The 21,167-nt window shown below is 56.1% G+C and carries 17 protein-coding genes; 2 read left to right on the top strand and 15 right to left on the bottom strand.

Annotated features, from left to right (window positions below; translation table 11 throughout):
* Positions 1 to 14: 14 nt before the first annotated feature.
* From glgA to asd, 5 genes are all read right to left on the bottom strand, one after another.
* Entirely contained in the window at positions 15 to 1,448 is a 1,434-nt protein-coding gene (gene glgA, locus EA20_RS0108930; protein WP_024966500.1) for a glycogen synthase GlgA, read from the bottom strand.
* An 87-nt stretch (positions 1,449 to 1,535) separates the two neighbouring features.
* The gene (gene glgC, locus EA20_RS0108925; RefSeq protein ID WP_024966499.1) at positions 1,536 to 2,825 is read right to left on the bottom strand and encodes a glucose-1-phosphate adenylyltransferase; all 1,290 of its coding nucleotides are present in this window, start codon (positions 2,823 to 2,825) and stop codon (positions 1,536 to 1,538) included.
* Positions 2,826 to 2,837: 12 nt separating this feature from the next.
* A complete protein-coding gene (gene glgX / locus EA20_RS0108920; protein ID WP_024966498.1) occupies positions 2,838 to 4,826 on the bottom strand; it encodes a glycogen debranching protein GlgX in 1,989 nt (662 codons plus the stop codon).
* Positions 4,823 to 7,009 carry a 1,4-alpha-glucan branching enzyme gene (gene glgB, locus EA20_RS0108915; protein WP_024966497.1) on the bottom strand — a complete coding sequence of 729 codons (2,187 nt, stop codon included), beginning with the start codon at positions 7,007 to 7,009 and terminating at the stop codon, positions 4,823 to 4,825. Before glgB ends, glgX begins: the two co-directional genes overlap by 4 nt.
* Before the next feature lie 674 nt (positions 7,010 to 7,683).
* Complete coding sequence (asd, locus tag EA20_RS0108910) at positions 7,684 to 8,793, bottom strand: aspartate-semialdehyde dehydrogenase (RefSeq protein ID WP_024966496.1); 1,110 nt, start codon at positions 8,791 to 8,793, stop codon at positions 7,684 to 7,686.
* A 281-nt stretch (positions 8,794 to 9,074) separates the two neighbouring features.
* Between asd and EA20_RS0108905 the strand changes: the two genes are divergently transcribed.
* Positions 9,075 to 9,668: a YhgN family NAAT transporter gene (locus EA20_RS0108905; protein WP_024966495.1), complete on the top strand. Its 594-nt coding sequence runs from the start codon at positions 9,075 to 9,077 to the stop codon at positions 9,666 to 9,668.
* 77 nt (positions 9,669 to 9,745) lie between these two features.
* Here EA20_RS0108905 and gntK read toward each other — a convergent pair whose 3' ends face one another.
* The 4 genes from gntK to ggt all read right to left on the bottom strand — a co-directional run bounded on the left by gntK (position 9,746) and on the right by ggt (position 14,415).
* The gene (gene gntK / locus EA20_RS0108900; RefSeq protein ID WP_024966494.1) at positions 9,746 to 10,276 is read right to left on the bottom strand and encodes a gluconokinase; all 531 of its coding nucleotides are present in this window, start codon (positions 10,274 to 10,276) and stop codon (positions 9,746 to 9,748) included.
* A gap of 195 nt (positions 10,277 to 10,471) precedes the next feature.
* Positions 10,472 to 11,467 carry a gluconate operon transcriptional repressor GntR gene (gntR, locus tag EA20_RS0108895; protein ID WP_024966493.1) on the bottom strand — a complete coding sequence of 332 codons (996 nt, stop codon included), beginning with the start codon at positions 11,465 to 11,467 and terminating at the stop codon, positions 10,472 to 10,474.
* Positions 11,468 to 11,562: 95 nt separating this feature from the next.
* Positions 11,563 to 12,258, bottom strand: coding sequence for a pirin family protein (locus tag EA20_RS0108890; protein WP_024966492.1), 696 nt, complete (start codon positions 12,256 to 12,258; stop codon positions 11,563 to 11,565).
* Between the two features lie 411 nt (positions 12,259 to 12,669).
* On the bottom strand, positions 12,670 to 14,415 hold the full coding sequence (ggt, locus tag EA20_RS0108885) for a gamma-glutamyltransferase (protein ID WP_024966491.1): 1,746 nt from the start codon (positions 14,413 to 14,415) through the stop codon (positions 12,670 to 12,672).
* A 156-nt stretch (positions 14,416 to 14,571) separates the two neighbouring features.
* Between ggt and EA20_RS0108880 the strand changes: the two genes are divergently transcribed.
* Positions 14,572 to 14,877 carry a DUF2756 domain-containing protein gene (locus tag EA20_RS0108880; RefSeq protein WP_024966490.1) on the top strand — a complete coding sequence of 102 codons (306 nt, stop codon included), beginning with the start codon at positions 14,572 to 14,574 and terminating at the stop codon, positions 14,875 to 14,877.
* A 95-nt stretch (positions 14,878 to 14,972) separates the two neighbouring features.
* On the opposite strand, the gene ugpQ is transcribed toward EA20_RS0108880, so the two are convergent.
* The 6 genes from ugpQ to livF form a co-directional block, all read right to left on the bottom strand.
* The gene (ugpQ, locus tag EA20_RS0108875; RefSeq protein WP_024966489.1) at positions 14,973 to 15,716 is read right to left on the bottom strand and encodes a glycerophosphodiester phosphodiesterase; all 744 of its coding nucleotides are present in this window, start codon (positions 15,714 to 15,716) and stop codon (positions 14,973 to 14,975) included.
* Positions 15,713 to 16,786, bottom strand: a complete 1,074-nt coding sequence (locus EA20_RS0108870; protein ID WP_024966488.1) for a sn-glycerol-3-phosphate import ATP-binding protein UgpC — start codon at positions 16,784 to 16,786, stop codon at positions 15,713 to 15,715. The genes ugpQ and EA20_RS0108870 overlap by 4 nt, the downstream gene beginning before the upstream one ends.
* A gap of 1 nt (position 16,787) precedes the next feature.
* Positions 16,788 to 17,633, bottom strand: a complete 846-nt coding sequence (ugpE, locus tag EA20_RS0108865) for a sn-glycerol-3-phosphate ABC transporter permease UgpE (RefSeq protein ID WP_024966487.1) — start codon at positions 17,631 to 17,633, stop codon at positions 16,788 to 16,790.
* Positions 17,630 to 18,517 (bottom strand): sn-glycerol-3-phosphate ABC transporter permease UgpA, encoded by an 888-nt coding sequence (gene ugpA, locus EA20_RS0108860; RefSeq protein WP_024966486.1) that lies wholly within the window; start codon positions 18,515 to 18,517, stop codon positions 17,630 to 17,632. The genes ugpE and ugpA overlap by 4 nt, the downstream gene beginning before the upstream one ends.
* Positions 18,518 to 18,696: 179 nt before the next feature.
* Positions 18,697 to 20,019 (bottom strand): sn-glycerol-3-phosphate ABC transporter substrate-binding protein UgpB, encoded by a 1,323-nt coding sequence (ugpB, locus tag EA20_RS0108855; protein WP_024966485.1) that lies wholly within the window; start codon positions 20,017 to 20,019, stop codon positions 18,697 to 18,699.
* 436 nt (positions 20,020 to 20,455) lie between these two features.
* Positions 20,456 to 21,166 (bottom strand): high-affinity branched-chain amino acid ABC transporter ATP-binding protein LivF, encoded by a 711-nt coding sequence (gene livF, locus EA20_RS0108850; protein ID WP_024966484.1) that lies wholly within the window; start codon positions 21,164 to 21,166, stop codon positions 20,456 to 20,458.
* Position 21,167: the final 1 nt, after the last annotated feature.

Below are 21,167 nucleotides of genomic sequence, written 5' to 3'. Positions count from 1 at the left end.
TTCCCATTTCCTGATTACAACAGACGTTGATAGAGATCGCGGTAAGCGACGGCGGCCACCTTCCAGCTGAAATCCATCCCCATCGCCTGACGCTGAACATAGCGCCACAGTGAAGGTCGGGACCAGAGTACGAAAGTACGCCGAATCGCGCGTAGCAGCGACCAGGCGTTACTGTCCTCAAAAACAAATCCGCTGGCGATGCCGTCGGCGAGGTTCTCCAGCGAACTGTCATTGACCGTATCGGCCAGGCCGCCCGTGCGCCGCACCAGCGGCAACGTGCCATATTTCAGCCCATAGAGCTGCGTCAGGCCGCAGGGTTCAAAACGGCTTGGCACCATAATGACATCGGCGCCTCCCATGATGCGATGCGAAAAGGCTTCGTGATAGCCGATCTGCACACCCACCTGACCCGGATATTCAGCCGCAGCGGCCAGGAAGCCCTGCTGAAGCACCGCGTCTCCCGCTCCGAGCAGCACCAGCTGTCCGCCCTGTTCCAGCAGGCCTGGCAGCGCTTCCAGCACCAGGTCCAGCCCTTTCTGCTTCGTCAGGCGGCTGACCACGGCAAACACCGGGACCTTATCATCAATTTTCAGGCCCATCGCAATCTGCAGCTGTCGCTTGTTTTCCAGCTTGGCATCCAGCACATCACGGTTGTAGCGCGCCGTCAGAAGCAGGTCGTGGGCGGGATCCCAGATGGCGGGATCGACGCCGTTGAGGATGCCGGTCAGCCGCCCTTCCAGCTGCCGCTGCTTGAGCAGTTCCTCCATACCGTTGCCATATTCAGGCTGAGTGATCTCCCGCGCATAGGTAGGGCTGACCGCCGTAATATGGTCGGCGAAGAACAGCCCCGCTTTGAGATAGGAGATCTGATTGTAAAACTCCAGACCGTGCATATCGAAGAACGACCAGGGCAGCTCAATCTCATCAAGGTGATGCGCATAGAACAGCCCCTGATAGGCCAGATTGTGCACGGTAAAGACGGATTTTGCCGGTCTTCCTTTCGCCGCCAGATAGGCGCACGCCAGTCCGGCATGCCAGTCATGCGCATGAACAATTTCGGCCCGCCAGTGCGGATCGGCTCCGCAGGCCATCTCACATCCCATCCAGCCCAGCAGCGCAAACCGCAGGTAGTTATCCGTATAAGCGTACTGCGATTCATCGTGATAAGGACTTCCCGGCCTGTCATACAGTTCCGGTGCGTCAATCAGATAAATACCCACCCCGTCATACTCACCATAAAGCAGTTCTACAGGGCCCGCGAACGTTTGTAATTTCGCCACAACCCGGGTATCCGCAACGCCTTTCTTCAGGTCGGGAAAACCTGGAAGCAGGACTCGGGTGTCGATGCCCTCTGCAATCTGCGCGGCCGGTAATGCTCCAACAACATCAGCAAGCCCGCCCGTTTTAAGCAGCGGGAAAATTTCTGAACAGACATGTAAAACCTGCATTATCGGCTCCTTTTACTGTGTTCTGACGCGTTCCTCCGCATCAAATACCTTTGCCTTTTCTTGCCACAATTTTTAAATGAAACGTGCTTAACTTCGCCAGCCCAGCTTTGCCAGCATGCTTCGCGTCGCCAGCACAATTCCTTCCTCAGAACGGTAAAACCGACGTGCGTCATCATCGGGGTTCTCTCCAATAACCGTGCCCTCCGGCAGCACGCAGGCGCGGTCAATCACGCAGCGGCGCAGACGACAGGAGCGCCCCACCACCACATCCGGCGAGAGAACGGAGGATTCGATATTGCAGAAAGAATTAATCCGCACGCGGGAAAAAAGCACAGAGTTGACCACCACCGAACCGGAAATAATGCAGCCGCCGGAAACCAGTGAGTTCATGGTCATGCCGTGGCTGCCCGAACGGTCCTGCACAAACTTCGCCGGTGGAAGCGGCTCCATATGGGTCCGTATCGGCCATTCACGATCGTACATATCCAGCTCTGGCGTTACCGAGGCGAGATCCAGATTGGCTTTCCAGTAAGCTTCCAGCGTACCAACGTCGCGCCAGTATGGCGGTGCCGTCTCATCGCTCTGCACGCAGGAATCACTGAACGAATGTGCGAGCGCTTCCCGGGAAGCGACGATTTGGGGAAGAATGTCTTTGCCAAAATCGTGGTTCGACTCGGGGTTTTTCAAATCATCTTCCAGCAACTGGTAGAGATATTCTGCGTCAAACGCATAGATCCCCATACTCGCCAGCGCCTGAGATTCATCACCCGGCATATGCGGCGGCTCTGCGGGTTTTTCGAGAAAATCGATCACCTTGTTCTCGTCATTGACCGCCATAACGCCAAAGGCGGTTGCTTCCCCCACCGGAACCGGCAGGCAGGCGATGGTGCATTTTGCCCCGTTTTCAACGTGATCCAGCAGCATTCGCGAGTAATCCATTTTATAGATATGATCCCCGGCCAGAATGACGACATATTTCGCCTGATAGCGGCGGATGATGTCGAGGTTCTGAGTGACGGCATCTGCGGTTCCCCGATACCAGTGTTCCGTGGAGAGCCGTTGCTGAGCGGGCAGAAGATCGACAAATTCGTTCATCTCCTCATTCAGGAAGGACCAGCCGCGCTGGATATGCTGTACCAGCGTATGGGACTGATACTGGGTGATCACCGCGATCCGGCGGATGCCGGAGTTGAGACAGTTCGACAGGGCAAAGTCGATGATGCGAAATTTCCCGCCGAAATGGACGGCAGGCTTGGCGCGTTTGGCTGTCAAATCCCGTAACCGCGTGCCGCGTCCGCCCGCCAGGATCAGGGCTACCGTTTGTGAAGGCAATTGTCTTGCCAGCATCAGGGGGTCGTTCTTATCTTGTTTGACCATGACTGACTCCTGTTACGATTGTTCCTGGAACACGCACACACCGTGGGCGGGCCCATGCCAGACAGCTAACAGAATCGGGTTGTTATCCCCGGCGAAGGGTGGGATGGCGTGCCATTCCCCCTGAGGCAACACAAAATCGCGCACTTCTTCGGTGGCGTTAAGGGTAAGGAGCCAGTGGCGGGACAACCGGATTTGCAGACAGTGCACTCCCTGTCGCCACGCTTCCTCATTAAGCGGCTCGCCGTTCTGGCCAAGCCATTCGACATTCCCGTCCCCTTCCTGCCACCAGCAGTCCGACCGTAGCGCCGGAATTTGCTTACGCAGGTGGATCAGGGCAGCCGTAAAGGTAAAAAGCCCACTGTCGCCATGCGTCCAGTCAAGCCAGGTCAGCGCGTTATCCTGACAGTAAGCGTTGTTATTACCGTGCTGGCTGTGGCCGTGCTCATCACCCGCCAGCAGCATCGGCGTTCCCTGCGCCAGCAGTAGCGTCGTCAGCAAAGCGTGCATGCTGCGACGGCGCAGTTCCGCCACGAGCAGCGGTGCGTTCAGCCCTTCCACGCCGTGGTTATGGCTGAAGTTGCTGTTGCTGCCGTCCCGGTTATCTTCACCGTTCGCTTCATTATGTTTCTGACTGAAACTGACCACGTCGCGTAAAGTGAAGCCATCGTGAGCCGTGATCAGATTGATCGTGCTGGATGGTGGCCGTTCTGAAGGCTGGAACAGATCGCTGGAGGCGGCAAAGCGGCGGGCAAACTCGCCGTTGCTTACATCGCCATGCAGCCAGTACCGCCGCATAACGTCACGGAAGTGATCGTTCCATTCGGCGAACGGCGATGGAAAATTGCCGACCTGATAACCGCCAGGGCCGATATCCCAGGGTTCCGCAATCATTTTGCACTGCGACAGAACGGGATCGGCACTGATGGCCTGAAAGAGTGCGGCGTCACGCCGGTACTCCGGCGATCGGCCCAGCACTGTTGCCAGATCGAAGCGGAAGCCGTCAACGTGGCACACCTCGACCCAGTAGCGCAGGCACTCCTGCGTCCAGTTCATCACCCAGGGATCGCTGATGTTCAGCGTGTTGCCACAACCGGTCCAGTTCTGATAATCCCCCTGTTCAGTCAGCCAGTAATAACTCTTGTTATCCACGCCGCGCTGGCAAAGGGTTGGACCGCTGTTCTCTTCAAGCTCCGCCGTGTGGTTAAACACCACGTCAAGGATCACTTCAATGCCTGCGGCGTGAAGCGCCTTTACGGCCTGCTGAAATTCAGCGCGTGGCGAATTGCCGCTGGTGCCTGATGCATAACGGTTACTGAGCGCATAAGGCGCCAGCGGGTTATAGCCCCAGTAGTTCACCAGGCCCAGCCGTTGCAGCCGGGGTTCGTGCGCAAAGTAAGCCACAGGCAGCAGTTCCAGGCTGGTAATGCCGAGCTGTTTGAAATAGGCGATCATTACCGGATGGCCCAGTGCAGCGTAAGTGCCTCTTATCGCTTCAGGGATTTCCGGATGATTCAGGGTCAGCCCGCGCACGTGCGCCTCATAAATCACCGTCTCGCCCCAGGGGACGCACGGCGGTTCATCCTCCTCCCAGTCAAAATCGTCAGCCAGCACGACGCTTTTAGGTGCCACATCCGCGCTATCGTCGGTATTCATCGCCTTTTCGCCGCACTGAAAGCGGGGATCGTCAGCCACCTCGCCGTCAATCTCCTGCGCGCAGGGATCGAGAAGCAGCTTATAGGGATTAAAGCGGTGGCCCTGTTCCGGCTGCCATGGACCATGCAGCCGATAGCCGTAGCGCTGCCCGGGCCTGGCCGCCCGCAGATAACCGTGCCAGATGTCACCGCTGCGCTCAGGGAGATCGATGCGGGTTTCTTGTCCGTGCCGATCGAACAGGCAGAGCTCTACCCGTTCCGCATGCCGGGAAAAGAGGGAAAAATTAACGCCTTTTCCGTCATAGGTCGCACCGGAAGGTGTCGGTTTTCCCGGCTGTATGGGACTCATGATGCTTCCCTCAGTAACCAGACCGTTGCAAGTGGCGGCAGCGTCATACTGAGTGAGTGTTCACGGTTATGGCTGGGTATGGCTTCGCTGTCGATCGCGCCATGATTACCCGTATTGCTGCCGTGATAATGGCAGGAATCCGTATTCAGCACTTCGCGCCAGCGACCCGCCTGCGGCACGCCGAAGCGATAACTTTGATGCGTCACCGGGGTAAAGTTACTGGCAACGATCAGCTCGTTCCCTTCGCGGTCGCGGCGCACAAAGACGAATACGGAATTATCAAAATCGTCCACAACCAGCCACTCAAAGCCCATCTCATCGAAATCGAGTTGGTAAAGAGGCGGCATCGCGCGGTAGGTGTGGTTAAGATCTTTGACCAGACGCTGTACACCATTGTGCCAGTTGTCCTCGCCTTCAAGCAGATGCCAGTCCAGACTCGCGTCATGGTTCCACTCTCTGCCCTGGGCAAATTCATTGCCCATAAACAGCAGCTTCTTGCCGGGAAAACCAAACATCCAGCCGTAATAGGCGCGCAGATTAGCGAATTTCTGCCAGGCATCGCCGGGCATCCTGTCAAGAATAGAGCGTTTACCGTGAACCACCTCATCATGCGACAGCGGCAGCACAAAATTCTCGGTATTGTTATAGACCATCCCGAACGTCATGTTGCTGTGATGGTATTTCCGGTAGATCGGGTCCTGCTTCATGTAATCCAGCGTGTCGTGCATCCAGCCCAGATTCCATTTGTACCAGAAGCCCAGCCCCCCCATTTCCGGTGGCCGCGATACGCCAGGAAAGTCCGTCGATTCTTCCGCGATGGTGACGGTGCCCGGTGCGGCGTTCCCGAGCGTGCGGTTGGTGTAGCGCAGGAATGCAATCGCTTCGAGGTTTTCCCGCCCGCCCAGGTGGTTTGGCACCCATTCCCCTTCTGCACGGCTGTAATCGCGGTAGATCATCGACGCCACTGCATCCACGCGCAGGCCGTCAATGCCGAACCGCTCCATCCAGTAGAGCGCGTTACCCGCCAGAAAATTACTGACTTCGCGGCGGCCAAAATTATAAATCAGCGTGTTCCAGTCCTGATGGTAGCCTTCCCGGGGATCGCCATGCTCATAAAGCTGGGTACCGTCAAAATTCGCCAGGGCAAAATCATCGGAAGGGAAATGGCCGGGAACCCAGTCGAGCAGCACGTTCAGCCCGGCTTCATGCGCCACGGCGATAAAGTTGCGGAATTCATCGCGCGTCCCGAAACGGCGCGTTGGCGCATACATGCCCGTCGGCTGATAGCCCCAGCTGCCATCAAAAGGGTGCTCATGGATCGGCATCAGTTCGAGGTGGGTGAAGCCCATCTCCTTCGCGTAAGGCACCAGCTGCTCAGCCAGGTCTTTGTAGCTGAGCCAGAAGTTATTGTCCGTATGCCGCCGCCAGGAGCCAAGGTGCACTTCATAAATGGAAACAGGCGCATCAAAATCGTTAGCGCGTTTCCGTGCTTCGGTCATCTCTGTTTTGGGTGGAATACCGCAGATCATGGAGGCGCTGGCCGGTCGCATTTGCGCTTCATAGGCATAGGGGTCCGCTTTCAGCCGCAGCTGGCCCTGGGCATCGATGATTTCAAACTTATAGAGCTGCCCCTGTACCGCACCGGGTACAAACAGTTCCCACACGCCAATTTCGCGGCGGAATCGCATCGGATGACGCCGGCCGTCCCAGAAGTTGAAATCGCCCACCACCGACACGCGCCGGGCATTCGGTGCCCAGACGGAGAAACGCGTACCGATTACGCCATCAATCACATCGGCATGGGCGCCCATCGTCTCATAGGGACGCAGGTGCGTGCCCTCGGCGAGCAGCCAGCTGTCCATTTCGGCCAGCAGGGGACCAAAGCGGTAGGCATCATCAAGCAGGTTCTGCTGGCCATGCCAGGTGACGGCCAACTGATAGCGAAAAAGGTTTTTGCGGCGCGGTACCACGCCGTTAAAAAAGCCGCGGGAATCGAGGCATTCCAGCTGGGCCACTTTACGTCCGGTATTGGTTTCAATCACCCATACTTCGGTGGCGTCCGGCAGCAGCGCCCTGACTTCCAGACCGTTTGCGGTCTGATGCATCCCAAGTAGCGAAAAGGGGTCAGCATAGTGACCAGAAAGTAAATCGTTAATAAGCTGACGATCCGTAAGCTCGGACATGACTGTCTTCCCGTGATGTATGGCAGACGATCCCCACCCGGAACCGGGGATGTACTGCTCTTCATTGAGCCAAAAGCACGCTGATGGGGAGAAAGCCTTCCATTGCAAAAAACCGCCGCAGCGTGCGACAACTTCAGTTGGAGACAAAACGCTTCTGGCCAGGGCTGGCGGGTGATCCCGGCGGCAAGGACTCAGCGATATTGGTAAGCATAGCTAAGCCGCCACTAAAGCCTGCACCAAACGCAAAAAAATTTGGCTTTCAGATCAAACTTTCAGAGATTAACGGCGTAAAAGCGGTCCCCAGATTTCGCCACTGACGAACATAAATGGCAGAACCCGCAAAATAGCGTGAATTTTGCCCGGAGGTTCGACCAGATGGCGGATTGCCTCACAGAGCGACCGCTATCGCGATGCGGCGATTAAAGTGGGTGTCAAACCTGACGCAGACGCTCTTGCCATCCGGAGGGCGAAACCTGTTTGCCGGCAAGAGAGGCGATAAAATTGCACACAGGGAAAGGAAAATGTGAGCAGATCGGCGGCAGGCAGGAGGTTAATTGATGGCCGATGCCTGCTCTGCGCCGTGCGTACTTCTGTATACGGTAAACCGGCAGGATTAACATCAGCGGTGAGAAAACTGCCGCCCCGGAACGGAGCGGCAGGTAGCCAGAACGGGATTAGTCCACCAGCAGCCGTAGCATACGACGCAGCGGCTCGGCAGCGCCCCAGAGAAGCTGATCGCCGACGGTAAAGGCGGAAAGGTATTCCGGCCCCATATTCAGCTTACGCAGACGCCCAACCGGGGTTTTCAGCGTGCCGGTGACCGCCGCCGGCGTCAGTTCGCGCAGGGTCAGTTCACGGTCATTTGGCACCACCTTAACCCAGTCGTTATGGGAAGCCAGCATCTGCTCCACGTCACGCAGCGGCACATCTTTTTTCAGCTTCAGCGTAAAGGCCTGGCTGTGGCAGCGCAGCGCGCCGACCCGCACGCATAGGCCATCAACCGGAATGAGGCTGGCCGGCTGCAGGATTTTGTTGGTTTCCGCCTGCCCTTTCCACTCTTCACGGCTCTGGCCGTTGTCGAGTTGCTTGTCGATCCAGGGGATCAGGCTGCCCGCCAGCGGTACGCCAAAATTATCGGTCGGTAGCGTACCGCTGCGGCTCATTTCCGTCACGTTACGCTCAATATCAAGAATGGCCGACGCCGGATTCTGCAACGCTTTCGCCACATGATCATGCAGCATGCCCATCTGGGTCAGCAGCTCACGCATATGGCGTGCTCCGCCGCCCGACGCGGCCTGATAGGTGGCAACGGACGCCCATTCCACCAGGTTGTTGGCGAACAGCCCGCCCAGCGACATCAGCATCAGGCTGACGGTACAGTTGCCGCCAGCAAAAGTTTTAACGCCTTTCTCCAGCCCCTGCTGAATGACGCTGTGATTAACAGGATCGAGAATAATCAGCGCATCATCATTCATACGCAGCGTTGATGCGGCATCGATCCAGTATCCCTGCCAGCCCGCCGCCCGCAGTTTCGGATAGATTTCCGTCGTATAGTCGCCGCCCTGACAGGTGATAATAATATCCAGCGCGCTCAGCGCGTCGATGTTAAAGGCATCCTGTAACACGCCAGTGGACTGACCGCCAACTTCCGGGGCGGGCTGTCCAAACTGGGACGTGGAAAAAAACACCGGGCGAATCACGTCAAAATCACGCTCTTCGCTCATCCGCTGCATCAGTACGGAGCCCACCATGCCGCGCCAACCTACCAAACCAACTGTTTTCATATTGCTACCTGCTGAGGCTACCCGATCCGCCCTTTTGTTTTCCGTTAATGACCAGTCTGGCGGCATATCTGTGATACGCGGCGGTTCGGCATGCGGGAGAAAAGCAAACTGACTACGAGAGTAACGTCTGACCTGTTAGAGTAAATGAATAAGAAAGCCAACTGCTGTTTACCTTACAAAATGTTGAAAAAGTGGCAAGTGAATTAAATCGATTGCAGGCGATTTTTTAGCAGTGCTACTTATAACCCGAAGCAAAATGCGCAGATAAGAGAACAATAACGATGACAGAGATGATCTCCGCAACAATATTATTGTTGCTTATTATGGATCCGCTGGGCAATTTGCCAATTTTTATGTCGGTTCTGAAGCACCTGGAGCCAAAGCGTCGACGGATAGTGCTTATTCGCGAAATGCTGATTGCGCTGGCGATCATGCTGCTGTTTTTGTTTGCGGGAGAGAAAATTCTCGCCTTTCTGAATTTGCGCACGGAAACCGTCTCCATTTCCGGCGGCATCATCCTGTTTCTTATCGCCATTAAAATGATTTTTCCCTCTCAGGAGAGCAGCGGCAGCGGGCTGTCCGCTGGTGAAGAGCCGTTTCTGGTCCCGCTGGCAATCCCCCTGGTGGCTGGCCCGTCGCTGCTGGCGACCCTGATGCTGCTTTCGCATCAGTATCCCGATCAAATGCTGCATCTGACCGGCGCGCTGCTGATTGCCTGGGGTGTTACGGTGGTGATCCTGCTGCTGTCGGGACTGTTCCTGAAACTGCTCGGCGAGAAAGGGGTAAATGCGTTAGAAAGGCTGATGGGGCTGATTCTGATTATGCTGGCGACGCAGATGTTCCTGGATGGCATCCGGGCCTACCTGAAGATCTGAAAAAGGGGGAAGCCCCCTTTTTTGCGCTGGCTGAGCAGGCCGGACGTTACGCAGCCTGGTCCGGCCTGCTCAGCCCATTATTTTATCGCCCCTTCAATCGTGGTGACGGTATCTCTGACAACCTCATCCAGGGTCTGATTAATATCGACAACCAGCACATCCCCTTCATCGCTGCCTGGCTCTTCCAGTGTTTCAAACTGGGTAACCAGCATCTGCGGCTTAAAGAAGTGCGCTTTACGCGCGCGCAGGCGCGTTTCAATGGTGGCGTAATCACCCTTAAGGTAGATAAAGGAAAGGTTCTCGTTTCCTTCCCGCAGAATGTCGCGATAGCACTTTTTCAGCGCCGAGCAGACGATCAGCGAAACGGTATTCGTGCGCTGCATCGCGAAGGCCGCATCGTTAATGGCACGCAGCCAGGGCTTACGATCATCATCATTAAGCGGATGGCCTTCGGCCATCTTTGCAATATTCTCGCGGGGGTGCAGGAAATCGCCATCCATAAACGCCGCTTTCAGCTGGTGAGCCACCGCGTTGGCAACGGCGGATTTGCCGCTGCCCGATACGCCCATCAGGACAAAGACATGGTTAGACGAGGCAGGTGTTTTCATTTTATTCGCTCCGGCAGAGTAGTCCGGCGCATGGCCGTGACGGTGGTAGCCCCACAATGTTATCGGTAACATTGTCTGGATGGCTGGCCTCTTAGGCAACAGCTACGGCGGAAAAAGCTGGTAAGTGTGAAGCAGTTCAAAGAAATGGCACATTCAGAGTCGGAGGGCACAAAAAGTCCGCACTCCCGCGACATATCAGATGCTGCCACCTTCAGAAATAGTGAAACCCACATCAATCTGCTTCACGCCGCTCTGCTCACCGCGAATGCGGGCCAGCAACAACTCGGCAGACTTCCGCCCCATCTGCTCGCGCGGCGTCATTACGGTGGCCAGCGTCGGCGTGACCACCTGGGTAATATCATGGCCATGGAAGCCGGCAATTGCCATATCCTGTGGCACACGTAGCCCCTGACGCTGGCACTCAAACATGGCGCCGACCGCCAGATCATCGTTGGTGCAAAACAGGCTGTCCGTACCAGGATAGCGTTTTTGCGCCTCAATCAGCAGCAGGCCGCCCATCGAAAACGACGATGCCTCTTCCATCATCACGCTGCGCGGCGTCAGACCCGCTTCACGCATCGCCTGTTCATAGCCCTCCTGCTTTAGCAAGGTTCGCTCATCCAGTCGCGCACCCAGATAAACCGTATGGCGATAGCCTTTGCGCAGGATAGCCTGGGTCATCTGGCGGGCTGCCGCCACGTTATCAAACCCCACCGCCATATCCAGACAAGGAGAAACGCAGTCCATCATTTCCAGCACCGGAATGCCTGCCGTATCGATCATCCTGAGGCTGGCGGGCGTGTGAAGGCGCTCGGTGAGAATTAATCCGTCAATATTCCATCCCAGCAGCGAGCGCATCTGAAACTCTTCTTTCTCTGCGCTGTAGCCGAAATGGCCCAGCATGGTCTGGTAACCCGCCGCGTCGGTCACCGCTTCAATGCCGCGCAGCACGTCGGCGAAGACCTGATTGGTGAGGGAAGGCAGCAGGACGCCTATCGCACGGCTGGTGGCGTTGGAAAGAATATCGGGAGCCCGGTTGGGAATATAGCCCAACTCATCCAGCGCGTCGGCAATACGACTTTGCAGGGCAACCGAAACCTGATCAGGATTCCGCAGATAGCGGCTGACGGTCATTTTAGTGATGCCCACACGATCGGCAACGTCCTGTAAAACCGGTCTTTTCTTCTTCATTGTCGTGAAAGCCAGGAGGGAGAGATAGGGCGAGTGTAACAAAAATGCAGGGAGACGGTGAAGGGTGCGTGGTTACGCACCCTGAAGAACAAGGATCAGACAGCGGGCAGATCGAACAGCAGGATCTCAGCATCACTTGTGGCAGTTACGGCTAGCGTAGCTTCATCCCAGATGGCGAAGCCATCGCTGGTTGAGGCGGCGGTACCGTTAACCGTGATGTCGCCCTTCACTACCTGAATCCAGATTTTGCGTTGCGGCGCCACATCCAGTACGCCTTCTTCGCCCTGCTTCAGTGCCCAGCGGGAAAGGGTCATATCCTGGAATACTTTAAGGGAACCCTCGCGCGCATCCGGCGACAGGATAAGCTGCGGCCCGGTCACATCATCAAAGCGACGCTGGGCGTAGCGTGGTTCAATTCCCTCTTTATCCGGAATGATCCAGATCTGGTAAAGGTGCAGCGGCACATCCTGGCTGGCGTTATATTCGGAGTGACGAACGCCGGTCCCCGCACTCATAATCTGGAACTCACCCGCCGGGATTTGCTCTTTGTTGCCCATGCTGTCTTCATGTTCCACCGTACCAGACAGTACATAGGTCAGAATCTCCATATCTTTATGAGGATGCTTACCAAAACCCTGACCACCATCGATAACATCTTCGTTAATGACCCGCAGGGCGGAAAAGCCCATAAAGTTGGCATCATAGTAGTTAGCGAAAGAGAAAGTGTGCCAGCTGTCGAGCCAGCCGTGATTAGCGTGACCGCGTTCTTGTGCGTTGCGTAAGTAAATCATATTCAGTTCTCCTCAATGTTTAGACGTAGTCTGGACGAGTTACATTAAGGAAAAAAGCGGAGAAAACTGTCTTCTCTGTTCAAAATATTTGATGAAACGAAAGAGTGCCGTTCAGAAAATCCGGAGAGCCGTTCAGACGCAAAAAAAAAGCCAGCACCCGGGCTGGCTAAGTCATTCTGGAAGCAATGTGAGCAATGTCGTGCTTTCCAGGCCGGTCCGTGAAGCCCTTCCTGAAAACGCATGACAATAATAATCATTATCATTCGCACCTGTAAAGCGTTTTTTTTATTTTGCTTCTTTTATTAAAGCCCCTGATATTTAAGGGGTAAATGGCTGATAAGAGTAAACGATAAGCAGGCCTCCTTCCGTGGGGAGAGAGGATGCCTGCGCTGGGGTTACTCCCGGGTTGTGTTAATAACCCGCAGATAAGTCATTGACGGAACGGGGATCGGACGCGCCATACAGCGTGCTGTCCGGCCCAATCATAATGCTTTGCGTACTGCCCATCGCGGGCAGGACTTTTACATGCTGCCCTTTCGCCTCCAGCAGCTTCAGCGTGTCCGGGCTGAAGCCTTTTTCCACGCGCAGCTGATCGGGCAGCCACTGATGGTGAAAGCGTGGCGCATTGGTCGCTTCTGCCACATTCATCCCGAAATCGATGCTGTTCACCACCATTTGCAGCACGGTCGTGATAATACGGCTTCCGCCCGGACTGCCGGTCACCAGCCAGGTTTTGCCCTCCTTCGCCACAATAGTGGGTGACATAGAGGAAAGCGGACGCTTATAAGGCGCAACGGCGTTCGCTTCGCCGCCAATCAACCCATACACGTTAGGCGTACCGGGTTTGGCGGAGAAGTCATCCATCTCATTATTCATCAGGATTCCGCTGTTGCCCGCCACAATACCGCTGCCGAAATAGGTGTTCAGCGTGTAGGTCACCGCAACGGCGTTACCCTGCTTGTCGACGACGGAAAAGTGGGTGGTCTGGTCGCTTTCATAAGGTGCAAGATTGCCTGGTTTGATCTCCGAAGAAGGCCGGGCTTTATTGACGTCAATATTTTGCGCCAGGGTTTTGGCATAGGCTTTACTGGTCAGCGCCTGCCACGGCACTTTGACAAAATCAGGATCGCCCAGATATTCCGACCGATCGGCGTAAGCGTACTTCTCCGCTTCTGCCATAACCTGAATGGCGTCCGCGCTGCCAAAGCCCATCTTCGCCAGATCGAAGTTCTCCAGAATATTCAGGATCTGGACGATATGGATGCCGCCCGAGGAGGGAGGTGGCATCGAAAAGACCTCATAGCCACGGTAGGTTCCGGAGATTGGTTTGCGTTCTACCGCCTTGTAGTTTGCCAGATCCGCTTTGCGGATCAGCCCGCCGTGCGTGGCCATCTCTTTATCAATTTCATCCGCAATTTCCCCTTTATAAAACGCATCCGGCCCCTCTCTGGCTATGAGCGTCAGGCTGTGGGCGAGATTCCGCTGAACCAGCTTTTCGCCTTTCTGCCAGGGCGTGCCATCCTGCTTGTAGAAAATCGCTTTACTGTTGGCATGGGTTAACAGCACTTCTTTGCCGTAGACGTTAAGATCGTCAGCCAGCGCCTGATTAACCTCAATGCCATCTGCGGCGAGCTTAATGGCGGGTTCGATTAACCGGCTGAGCGGCAGGGTACCGTATTCTCTGTTGGCCAGTGCCAGACCCGCAACGGTGCCAGGCACACCCGAGGCCAGATGCGACGTCAGCGACTTTTTACTGTCCGCATTGCCCTGCGCATCAAGAAACATATTGCGGCTGGCGTTCACGGGTGCCATCTCCCGGAAGTCGATGGCGGTCGTCCGGCCAGAAGCGGTACGGATCATCATAAAGCCGCCGCCGCCCAGATTCCCGGCCTGCGGATGCGTCACGGCCAGCGCGTAGCCCACCGCCACCGCCGCATCAACTGCGTTGCCGCCCTGCCTGAGAATATCGACGCCCACGCGGGTAGCCAGCGCATCAACTGACGCCACCATGCCCTGCTGCTCTTTCACCGGATGGAAGGTATCGGCTTCCACGCCGTAGGAAACCGCTGGCGCGGCGGTGACCGCCCCGATGCCCTGCCACAGAAACAGCCCGATGATTAACGGTGCTGCCAAACGTCCTCTTATCTGTCCGCCCATGCTTACCTCTTGTTAGTATTATTTACGTTTATTTACCGCTTCTAAGTGTGTACGAAATAAGAAAAAAGGTGACATTTTCTGCGCAAACGGCAGATGCATCACGCTGGTATCGCCGCACTGGCATAAACTTCAGGGAAGACAACAGGAGGAGAATGTATGAAATGGTTAATCATTTTTGCCGCATTGCTGCCGCTTAGCGGCATCGCGAACACGGTCAACAATAATCAGCCGGGCCAGCAGGGCTATAACCCCAGCACCCAGCGTATGCAGACGGAAATGCAGAATCAGCAGTCGCGTCAGAAATATAAAATGCAGCAGGATCAACAGCGCCAGAGTCAGGATCTGCAGCAGAGAATGCAGGAACAGCGCAACAGCGCCACCCAGCGTTTACAGCAATCTCAACCCGGTACGCAGCCGCAACAGCCGCAGATCCAGCAGAATAATAACGCCACGACGCCATGATAGTTAACCGACCATGATGTCGATCGCCTGTGGCTACAGGCGCTCGGCGTCGGCCGGTAAAACAGCACAACGCCGCCTTCTGTTCGCCAGGCCATTCAGCTGAAGTCTGGCCCCAGCAGATCAATACGATCGGTGCAAATCGCATCAACTCCCCAGCTTAACAGCGTTTTTGCCCGCGCTGGCTGATTCACCGTATAGGCCATCAGACGGAAGCCTGCCGCCTTAAGCTGAGCAACCCGCGCCATGGTTAAGAGCTGATGGTTCAGGTGGAGAGAGACGCATTCCAGCGCCTCCGCCATCTGTTGCCACTCATCATCCCATTCGTGCAGCAAAAGACCACGGGGCAGTTCTGGTGCCGCCCGCTTCGCCGCTTCCAGCGCCTCAGGCGAGAACGAAGAGAGCAGCGGTGCCGACTGGGTATGCCAGAGATCTCTCGCTGCCAGCGCTACCGCATGGCCGGTTTCTTTTTCCAGTCCGGTGGTCGGTTTTATCTCGATATTGGCCATCATCTGCCAGTGCGCACAACGTGCGGCGACCTCCGCCAGCAACGGCAGCCGCTCACCGGCGAAATCGTTGCCATACCAGCCTCCCGCATCAAGCTGTACCAGCTTTTCCCACGGGAGTTTCCCCGCCACGCCCCAGCCATTGCTGGTCCTGTCCAGCGTGTCGTCGTGCAGCAGAAAAATTTCACCATCCTTTGAGAGCTTGGCATCAAATTCGATCATCTTATGGCCCAGCTTACCGCCAACGTCAATGGCGGCTAAGGTATTCTCAGGCGCCAGCTTGCCGCCGCCGCGATGGGCGACGATAGCGGGATAAGGCCAGTTTCTGTTTGTCATTCGAGCCGTTGTCCGTTTTGGGTATCAAAGAAATGAAGCGATTCCGGCGGCAGATGCAGCCATAGCGTGCTGCCGATAGCCGGACGTTCTATGTGCAGCAGCCGCACCACCATACCGCACCCGCCCAGCCTGCCGTGCGCCAGATTATCCGCCCCCAGCATTTCAAGCGTTTCCACTACCAGCGGCACGCCGCCCGCCTGTTGTGACGAAAGCTTAATATGTTCCGGACGAATTCCCAAGGTTATCGCGCGACCGGCTGTTTGCGGTCTGGCATGCGGCAGAGGAAGAGTGAATCCCTCTGACAGAATCAGTCTCGATCCATCCTCACTCACGTTGCCATCCAGCAGGTTCATGGAAGGCGCACCGATAAAACTGGCGACGAAGCGTGTTGCCGGACGTTCATAGACATCAACAGGCGTCCCCAACTGCTCCAGTATACCTTTGTTCATCACCATAACTCGCTGCGCCAGCGTCATCGCCTCCACCTGATCGTGGGTGACGTAGAGGCTGGTTGTTTTCAGGCGACGATGAAGCTGTTGCAGTTCCAGCCGCATCTGGACGCGCAGGCGCGCATCCAGGTTGGATAAGGGTTCATCGAACAGGAAAACCGCCGGTTCGCGCACTATCGCCCTTCCCATCGCCACACGCTGCCGCTGGCCGCCGGAGAGTTCGCGGGGACGGCGATGCAGCAGCGCTTCCAGCTCCAGGCTGCGGGCCGCCTCCAGCACGCGCTGACGGATATGCGCCTTGCCCATGCCGCGAATTTTCAGTCCGTAAGCCATATTCTGCTCAACGCTCATATGGGGATAGAGCGCGTAGTTCTGAAATACCATCGCAATCCCGCGATCTTTCGGTTCCAGCTGGGTTACGCGCCGGCTGTCGATATAGATATCGCCGCTGCTCACCTGCTCCAGCCCGGCCACCATCCTCAGCAGCGTCGATTTCCCGCAGCCGGAAGGCCCGACCATCACCATAAACTCGCCGTCGTGGATATCGACATCCATAGGCGCGATGATCTGGTTTTTGCCATCATACGATTTGCTGACGGCCTGAAATTTAACGCCTGCCATATTATTTCTCGCTCTCAACCAGCCCGCGAACAAACGCGCGCTGCATCACTAAAACGACGGCTACCGGCGGTAGCATGGTCAGCAGCATCGCCGCCATCACCAGGTTCCATTGCGTGGATCCATCTCCGCTGGAGATCATGCTGCGGATGCCCGCCACGGCGGTGCCGAGCTGAACGTCCGTGATAATCAGCAGCGGCCAGAGGTACTGGTTCCAGCCGTAGATAAAAATAATTACAAACAGCGCCGCCAGATTGGTTTTCGACAGCGGCAGAACGATATCCCAGAAAAAGCGCATCGGGCTGGCGCCGTCAATTCTGGCTGCCTCCACCAGCTCATCGGGGAGCGTCATAAAAAACTGGCGAAACAGGAAAGTGGCTGTCGCCGACGCCATCAGCGGCAGCGTCAGCCCGCTGTAGCTGTCGATCATGTTCAGATGGGAGATCACTTCAACGGTCGGAAAAATGCGCACTTCCACTGGCAGCATTAAGGTGATGAAAATCATCCAGAAGCAGAGGCCGCGCAGCGGAAAGCGAAACCAGACCAGCGCGAAGGCGGAGATAACCGAAACGGTGATTTTCCCAAACGTAATGCTCAGCGCCATGATGGCGCTGTTTAACAGCATCATCCCGAAAGGCGCGCTGTTCTGCGCCACGCCGTGGTGCCAGATATGCGCAATGTTATCCAGAAGGTGCGGCCCCGGAATAAGGGTCATCGGCACCTGAAACACCTCTTCGTTGTTCAGCGTGGCGGCGACAAAAGCGACATAGAGCGGAAACAGCACCGTCAGTACGCCAAGGGCCAGCATGATATGGCTGAATAGAGCCAGTCCGCGTCGGTTCTCAATCATTGGTAGCGCACCTTCTTTTCGACGTAGCGGAACTGAATCACCGTCAGAACGATCACCAGCACCATCAGTACCACCGACTGGGCGGAGGAGGAGGAAAGATCCAGGCCAGCGAAGCCTTCACGGTAAATTTTATATATCAGCGTGGTAGTGGACTGGACTGGCCCGCCACCCGTGGCGGCGTCAATGACCGGGAAAGTATCGAAGAAGGCGTAAACCAGATTGACCACCATCAGAAAAAAGCCCACCGGCGTAATCAGCGGCAGAGAGAGCTGGAAAAAGCGGCGCACTGGCCCCGCGCCATCAATGGCAGCGGCTTCGGTCAGCGATTTTGGGATGGACTGCAACGCCGCGAAGAAGAACAAAAAGTTATAGCTCATCTGCTGCCAGACGGACGCCAGCACCACCAGGAACATCGCCTGGCCGCTGTTTTGCGCATGGTTCCAGCTGTAGCCCATTTCCCCCAGAAAATGGGTGATTAAACCCAGCCCCGGACTGAACAGAAACATCCAGAGTACCGCCGCCACGGCGGGCGCCACGGCATAAGGCAGCAGGAAAAGCGTCTGGTAGAAGCGCTTCATACGCATGACATAATCGACCAGCGCGGCGAAAAACAGCGAAATAGTCAGCCCGATAACCGTCACCAGCCCGCTGAATATCAGCGTGGTCCAGAAGGAGGCAAGGTAATACTTATCGTCAAGCAGCCGGCTGAAGTTCTCAAGGCCGACAAAGGTGCTGGAAAAGCCGAAGGGATCGACGCTCTGCACCGAATACCAGAGCGCTTCGCCTGCGGGCCAGATAAAGAAAATAACGGTTATCGCCAGCTGGGGCAGCAGCAGCAGATAAGGCAGCCATCGCGAACGAAAAACGGGACGAGAAGATGACATAGGCTTGCTCTGAAAGAAGAAAAATAGCGGTTAACAGTGAAGTGGGTAACCCGGTGAATAGAAGCGTCCGCCTCCCGGACGAGTACGCCGCTTCCTTGCGGCCAGTCTCTTCCCTGAGGGTCTCACTGCCATCCCTGATCGCTGTGCCAGCGGCTAGCGTGCGGCTGGCTTAAACAGGATTACTTGCTGGTTGACTGTTCAAAACGGCGCAGAAGCTGGTTGCCACGGCTGACCGCGCTATCAAGCGCCGCCTGCGGCGTCGTTGATCCTGTCCAGACGCCTTCCAGCTCTTCATCAATGATGGTGCGGATCTGCGGCATATTGCCAAGGCGCATACCTTTGGTGAACGGCAATGGTGGTTTGTTCAGCATCTGGCGCGTGGCGATATCGGCCCCCGGATTCTTCTCATAGAAGCCCTGTTTGCGCGTCAGTTCGTAGGCCGCGGTGGTAATTGGCAGATAGCCCGTTTTCTGATGCCATTCGGCGGCGATTTCCGGCTGCGCCAGGAATTTCATAAACTCCGCGACACCCTTATAAGTCTCCGCGTCTTTCCCCTTCATCACCCACAGGCTTGCGCCGCCAATCATGGCGTTCTGTGGCGCATCCGGGACGGTTTTGTCGTAAGGCATCATGCCCACACCGTAGTTGAATTTGGCATAGTGACGGATATCCGCCAGCGAGCCTGAAGAGGCCGTGGTGATGCCGCAATCGCCGTTGTAAAACTTAGCCGTGGACTCATCCTTGCGGCCAAAGTAGGTGAAGTCGCCTTTCTTATTCATATCCTGCAGCATCTGGATATGGCGCACCTGAACGGCTTTATTAAAGATGAATTCCGCATCGGTACCATCAAAGCCGTTATTTTTGGTGGCGACCGGCAGCCCGTGCCAGGCGCTGAAGTTTTCAATCTGGATCCAGCCCTGCCAGCCGCTGGCGTAGCCGCACTTCATACCGGCTTTACGCAAGGCCGCGGCATCCTGCTCCAGCTCCTGCCAGGTAGCAGGTGGCTTCTCCGGGTCAAGTCCCGCTTTTTTAAAGGCGTCTTTATTGTAATAAAGGACCGGCGTGGAGCTGTTAAACGGCTGAGAGATCAGGTGGCCGGTTTTGGCATCGCTGTAGTAGCCGGAGACGGTAGGAACAAACTGCTTCTCATCCATGCTAATCCCTGCGTCCTGAAAAACCTGATGGACAGGGACAATGGCCTGCGAGGCCATCATGGTCGCGGTGCCTACTTCATAAACCTGAAGGATGGCAGGCGCTTTCCCTGAACGCACGGCGGCGATGCCGGCGGCCAGGTTCTGTTCGTAGTTCCCTTTGTAAGTTGGCACGACTTGATAGTCGGGATGCGCTTCATTGAAGCGTTTAGCCAGCGAGTTCACTTCCACGCCCAGCTCGCCTTCCATTGAGTGCCAGAAGGGGATCTCGGTGGCGGCCAGCGCATGCCCGCTGAAGGTCAGTCCCAGTACGACGCTAAGTGCGGTATGACGAAATGAGAACAATGACATATCGGTTTCCTGTGCCCGGTGTAAGTCGCGCGAATTCGCGCATTTCTCTGTCCGGGAAGTAACATGACATGCAAAAATGACGGAGCGATAACAATCAGGTGACGGAAAAATGACAGGCAGGTTACCTGGATAGTCCTGAAATATGACAGGCCTGATGGCTCCAGCAACCTTGTTTTAACGCTATAAAGGCCGGATTACGCAAGAGGAAACGAAGGTCTTTCAGAAAAACCAGCATAGCGGGTGCTGCTCTTAAGACTGCTGACAAACGTAACGCGAGAAGATCCAGGGAAGAGAGCGTAAAACGCTCTTAGTCAGGGGGATTCGGATCAGGCTAACAAGACCGGGCTTTTGACGTTTTACGGGCAGGCCCTTTCACAAACCAGCCCGTTGTTTATGGCTTCAGGGAACGGCTGTTGCCGTCCCCTGAAGCCACCGATCAACCGCCAAGGTAGGCGCTGCGTACCGCTTCGTTAACCAGCAACGCTTCGCCCGTATCCTCCAGTACCACATGCCCGTTTTCCAGCACGTAGCCGCGATCCGCGAGCTTTAACGCCTGGTTTGCGTTCTGCTCCACAAGGAAGATCGTCATCCCTTCCTGGCGAAGTTGCTCAATAGTGTCGAAGATCTGCTGAATGATAATGGGTGCCAGCCCCAGCGATGGCTCGTCCAGCAGCAGCAGGCGCGGCTGGCTCATCAGCGCGCGGCCAATTGCCAGCATCTGCTGCTCGCCGCCGGACATGGTGCCCGCCCGCTGTACGCGGCGCTCATATAAACGCGGAAACAGCTCATATACGCGCGCAATCAACGTCTGGTACTGCTGGCGGGCGGCAAAGAAACCGCCCATCGCCAGATTTTCCTCCACCGTCATGCGCGAGAAGACGCGACGGCCTTCCGGCACGATAGCGATGGCCTCACGCATAATCCGCGCAGTTTGCCACTCGGTGATCGCCTTACCGTCAAAAGTGATGGTGCCTTCAGCCGCACGAGGCTCACCGCAGAGCGTACCCAGGATGGTGGTTTTACCGGCACCGTTCGCCCCAATCAGCGTCACAATTTCGCCCTGATTGATGTGCAGGCTGATGTTATGCAGCGCCTGAATCTTGCCGTAGTGGGCGCTGACATTTTCCAGAGAAAGCATCGGATTCATA

Source organism: Pantoea sp. IMH, from assembly GCF_000599885.1.
In the GTDB taxonomy this organism is placed as follows: domain Bacteria; phylum Pseudomonadota; class Gammaproteobacteria; order Enterobacterales; family Enterobacteriaceae; genus Erwinia.
Note: the sequence above shows the minus strand (reverse complement) of the source record. Positions and strands in the feature narration are given on the sequence as shown.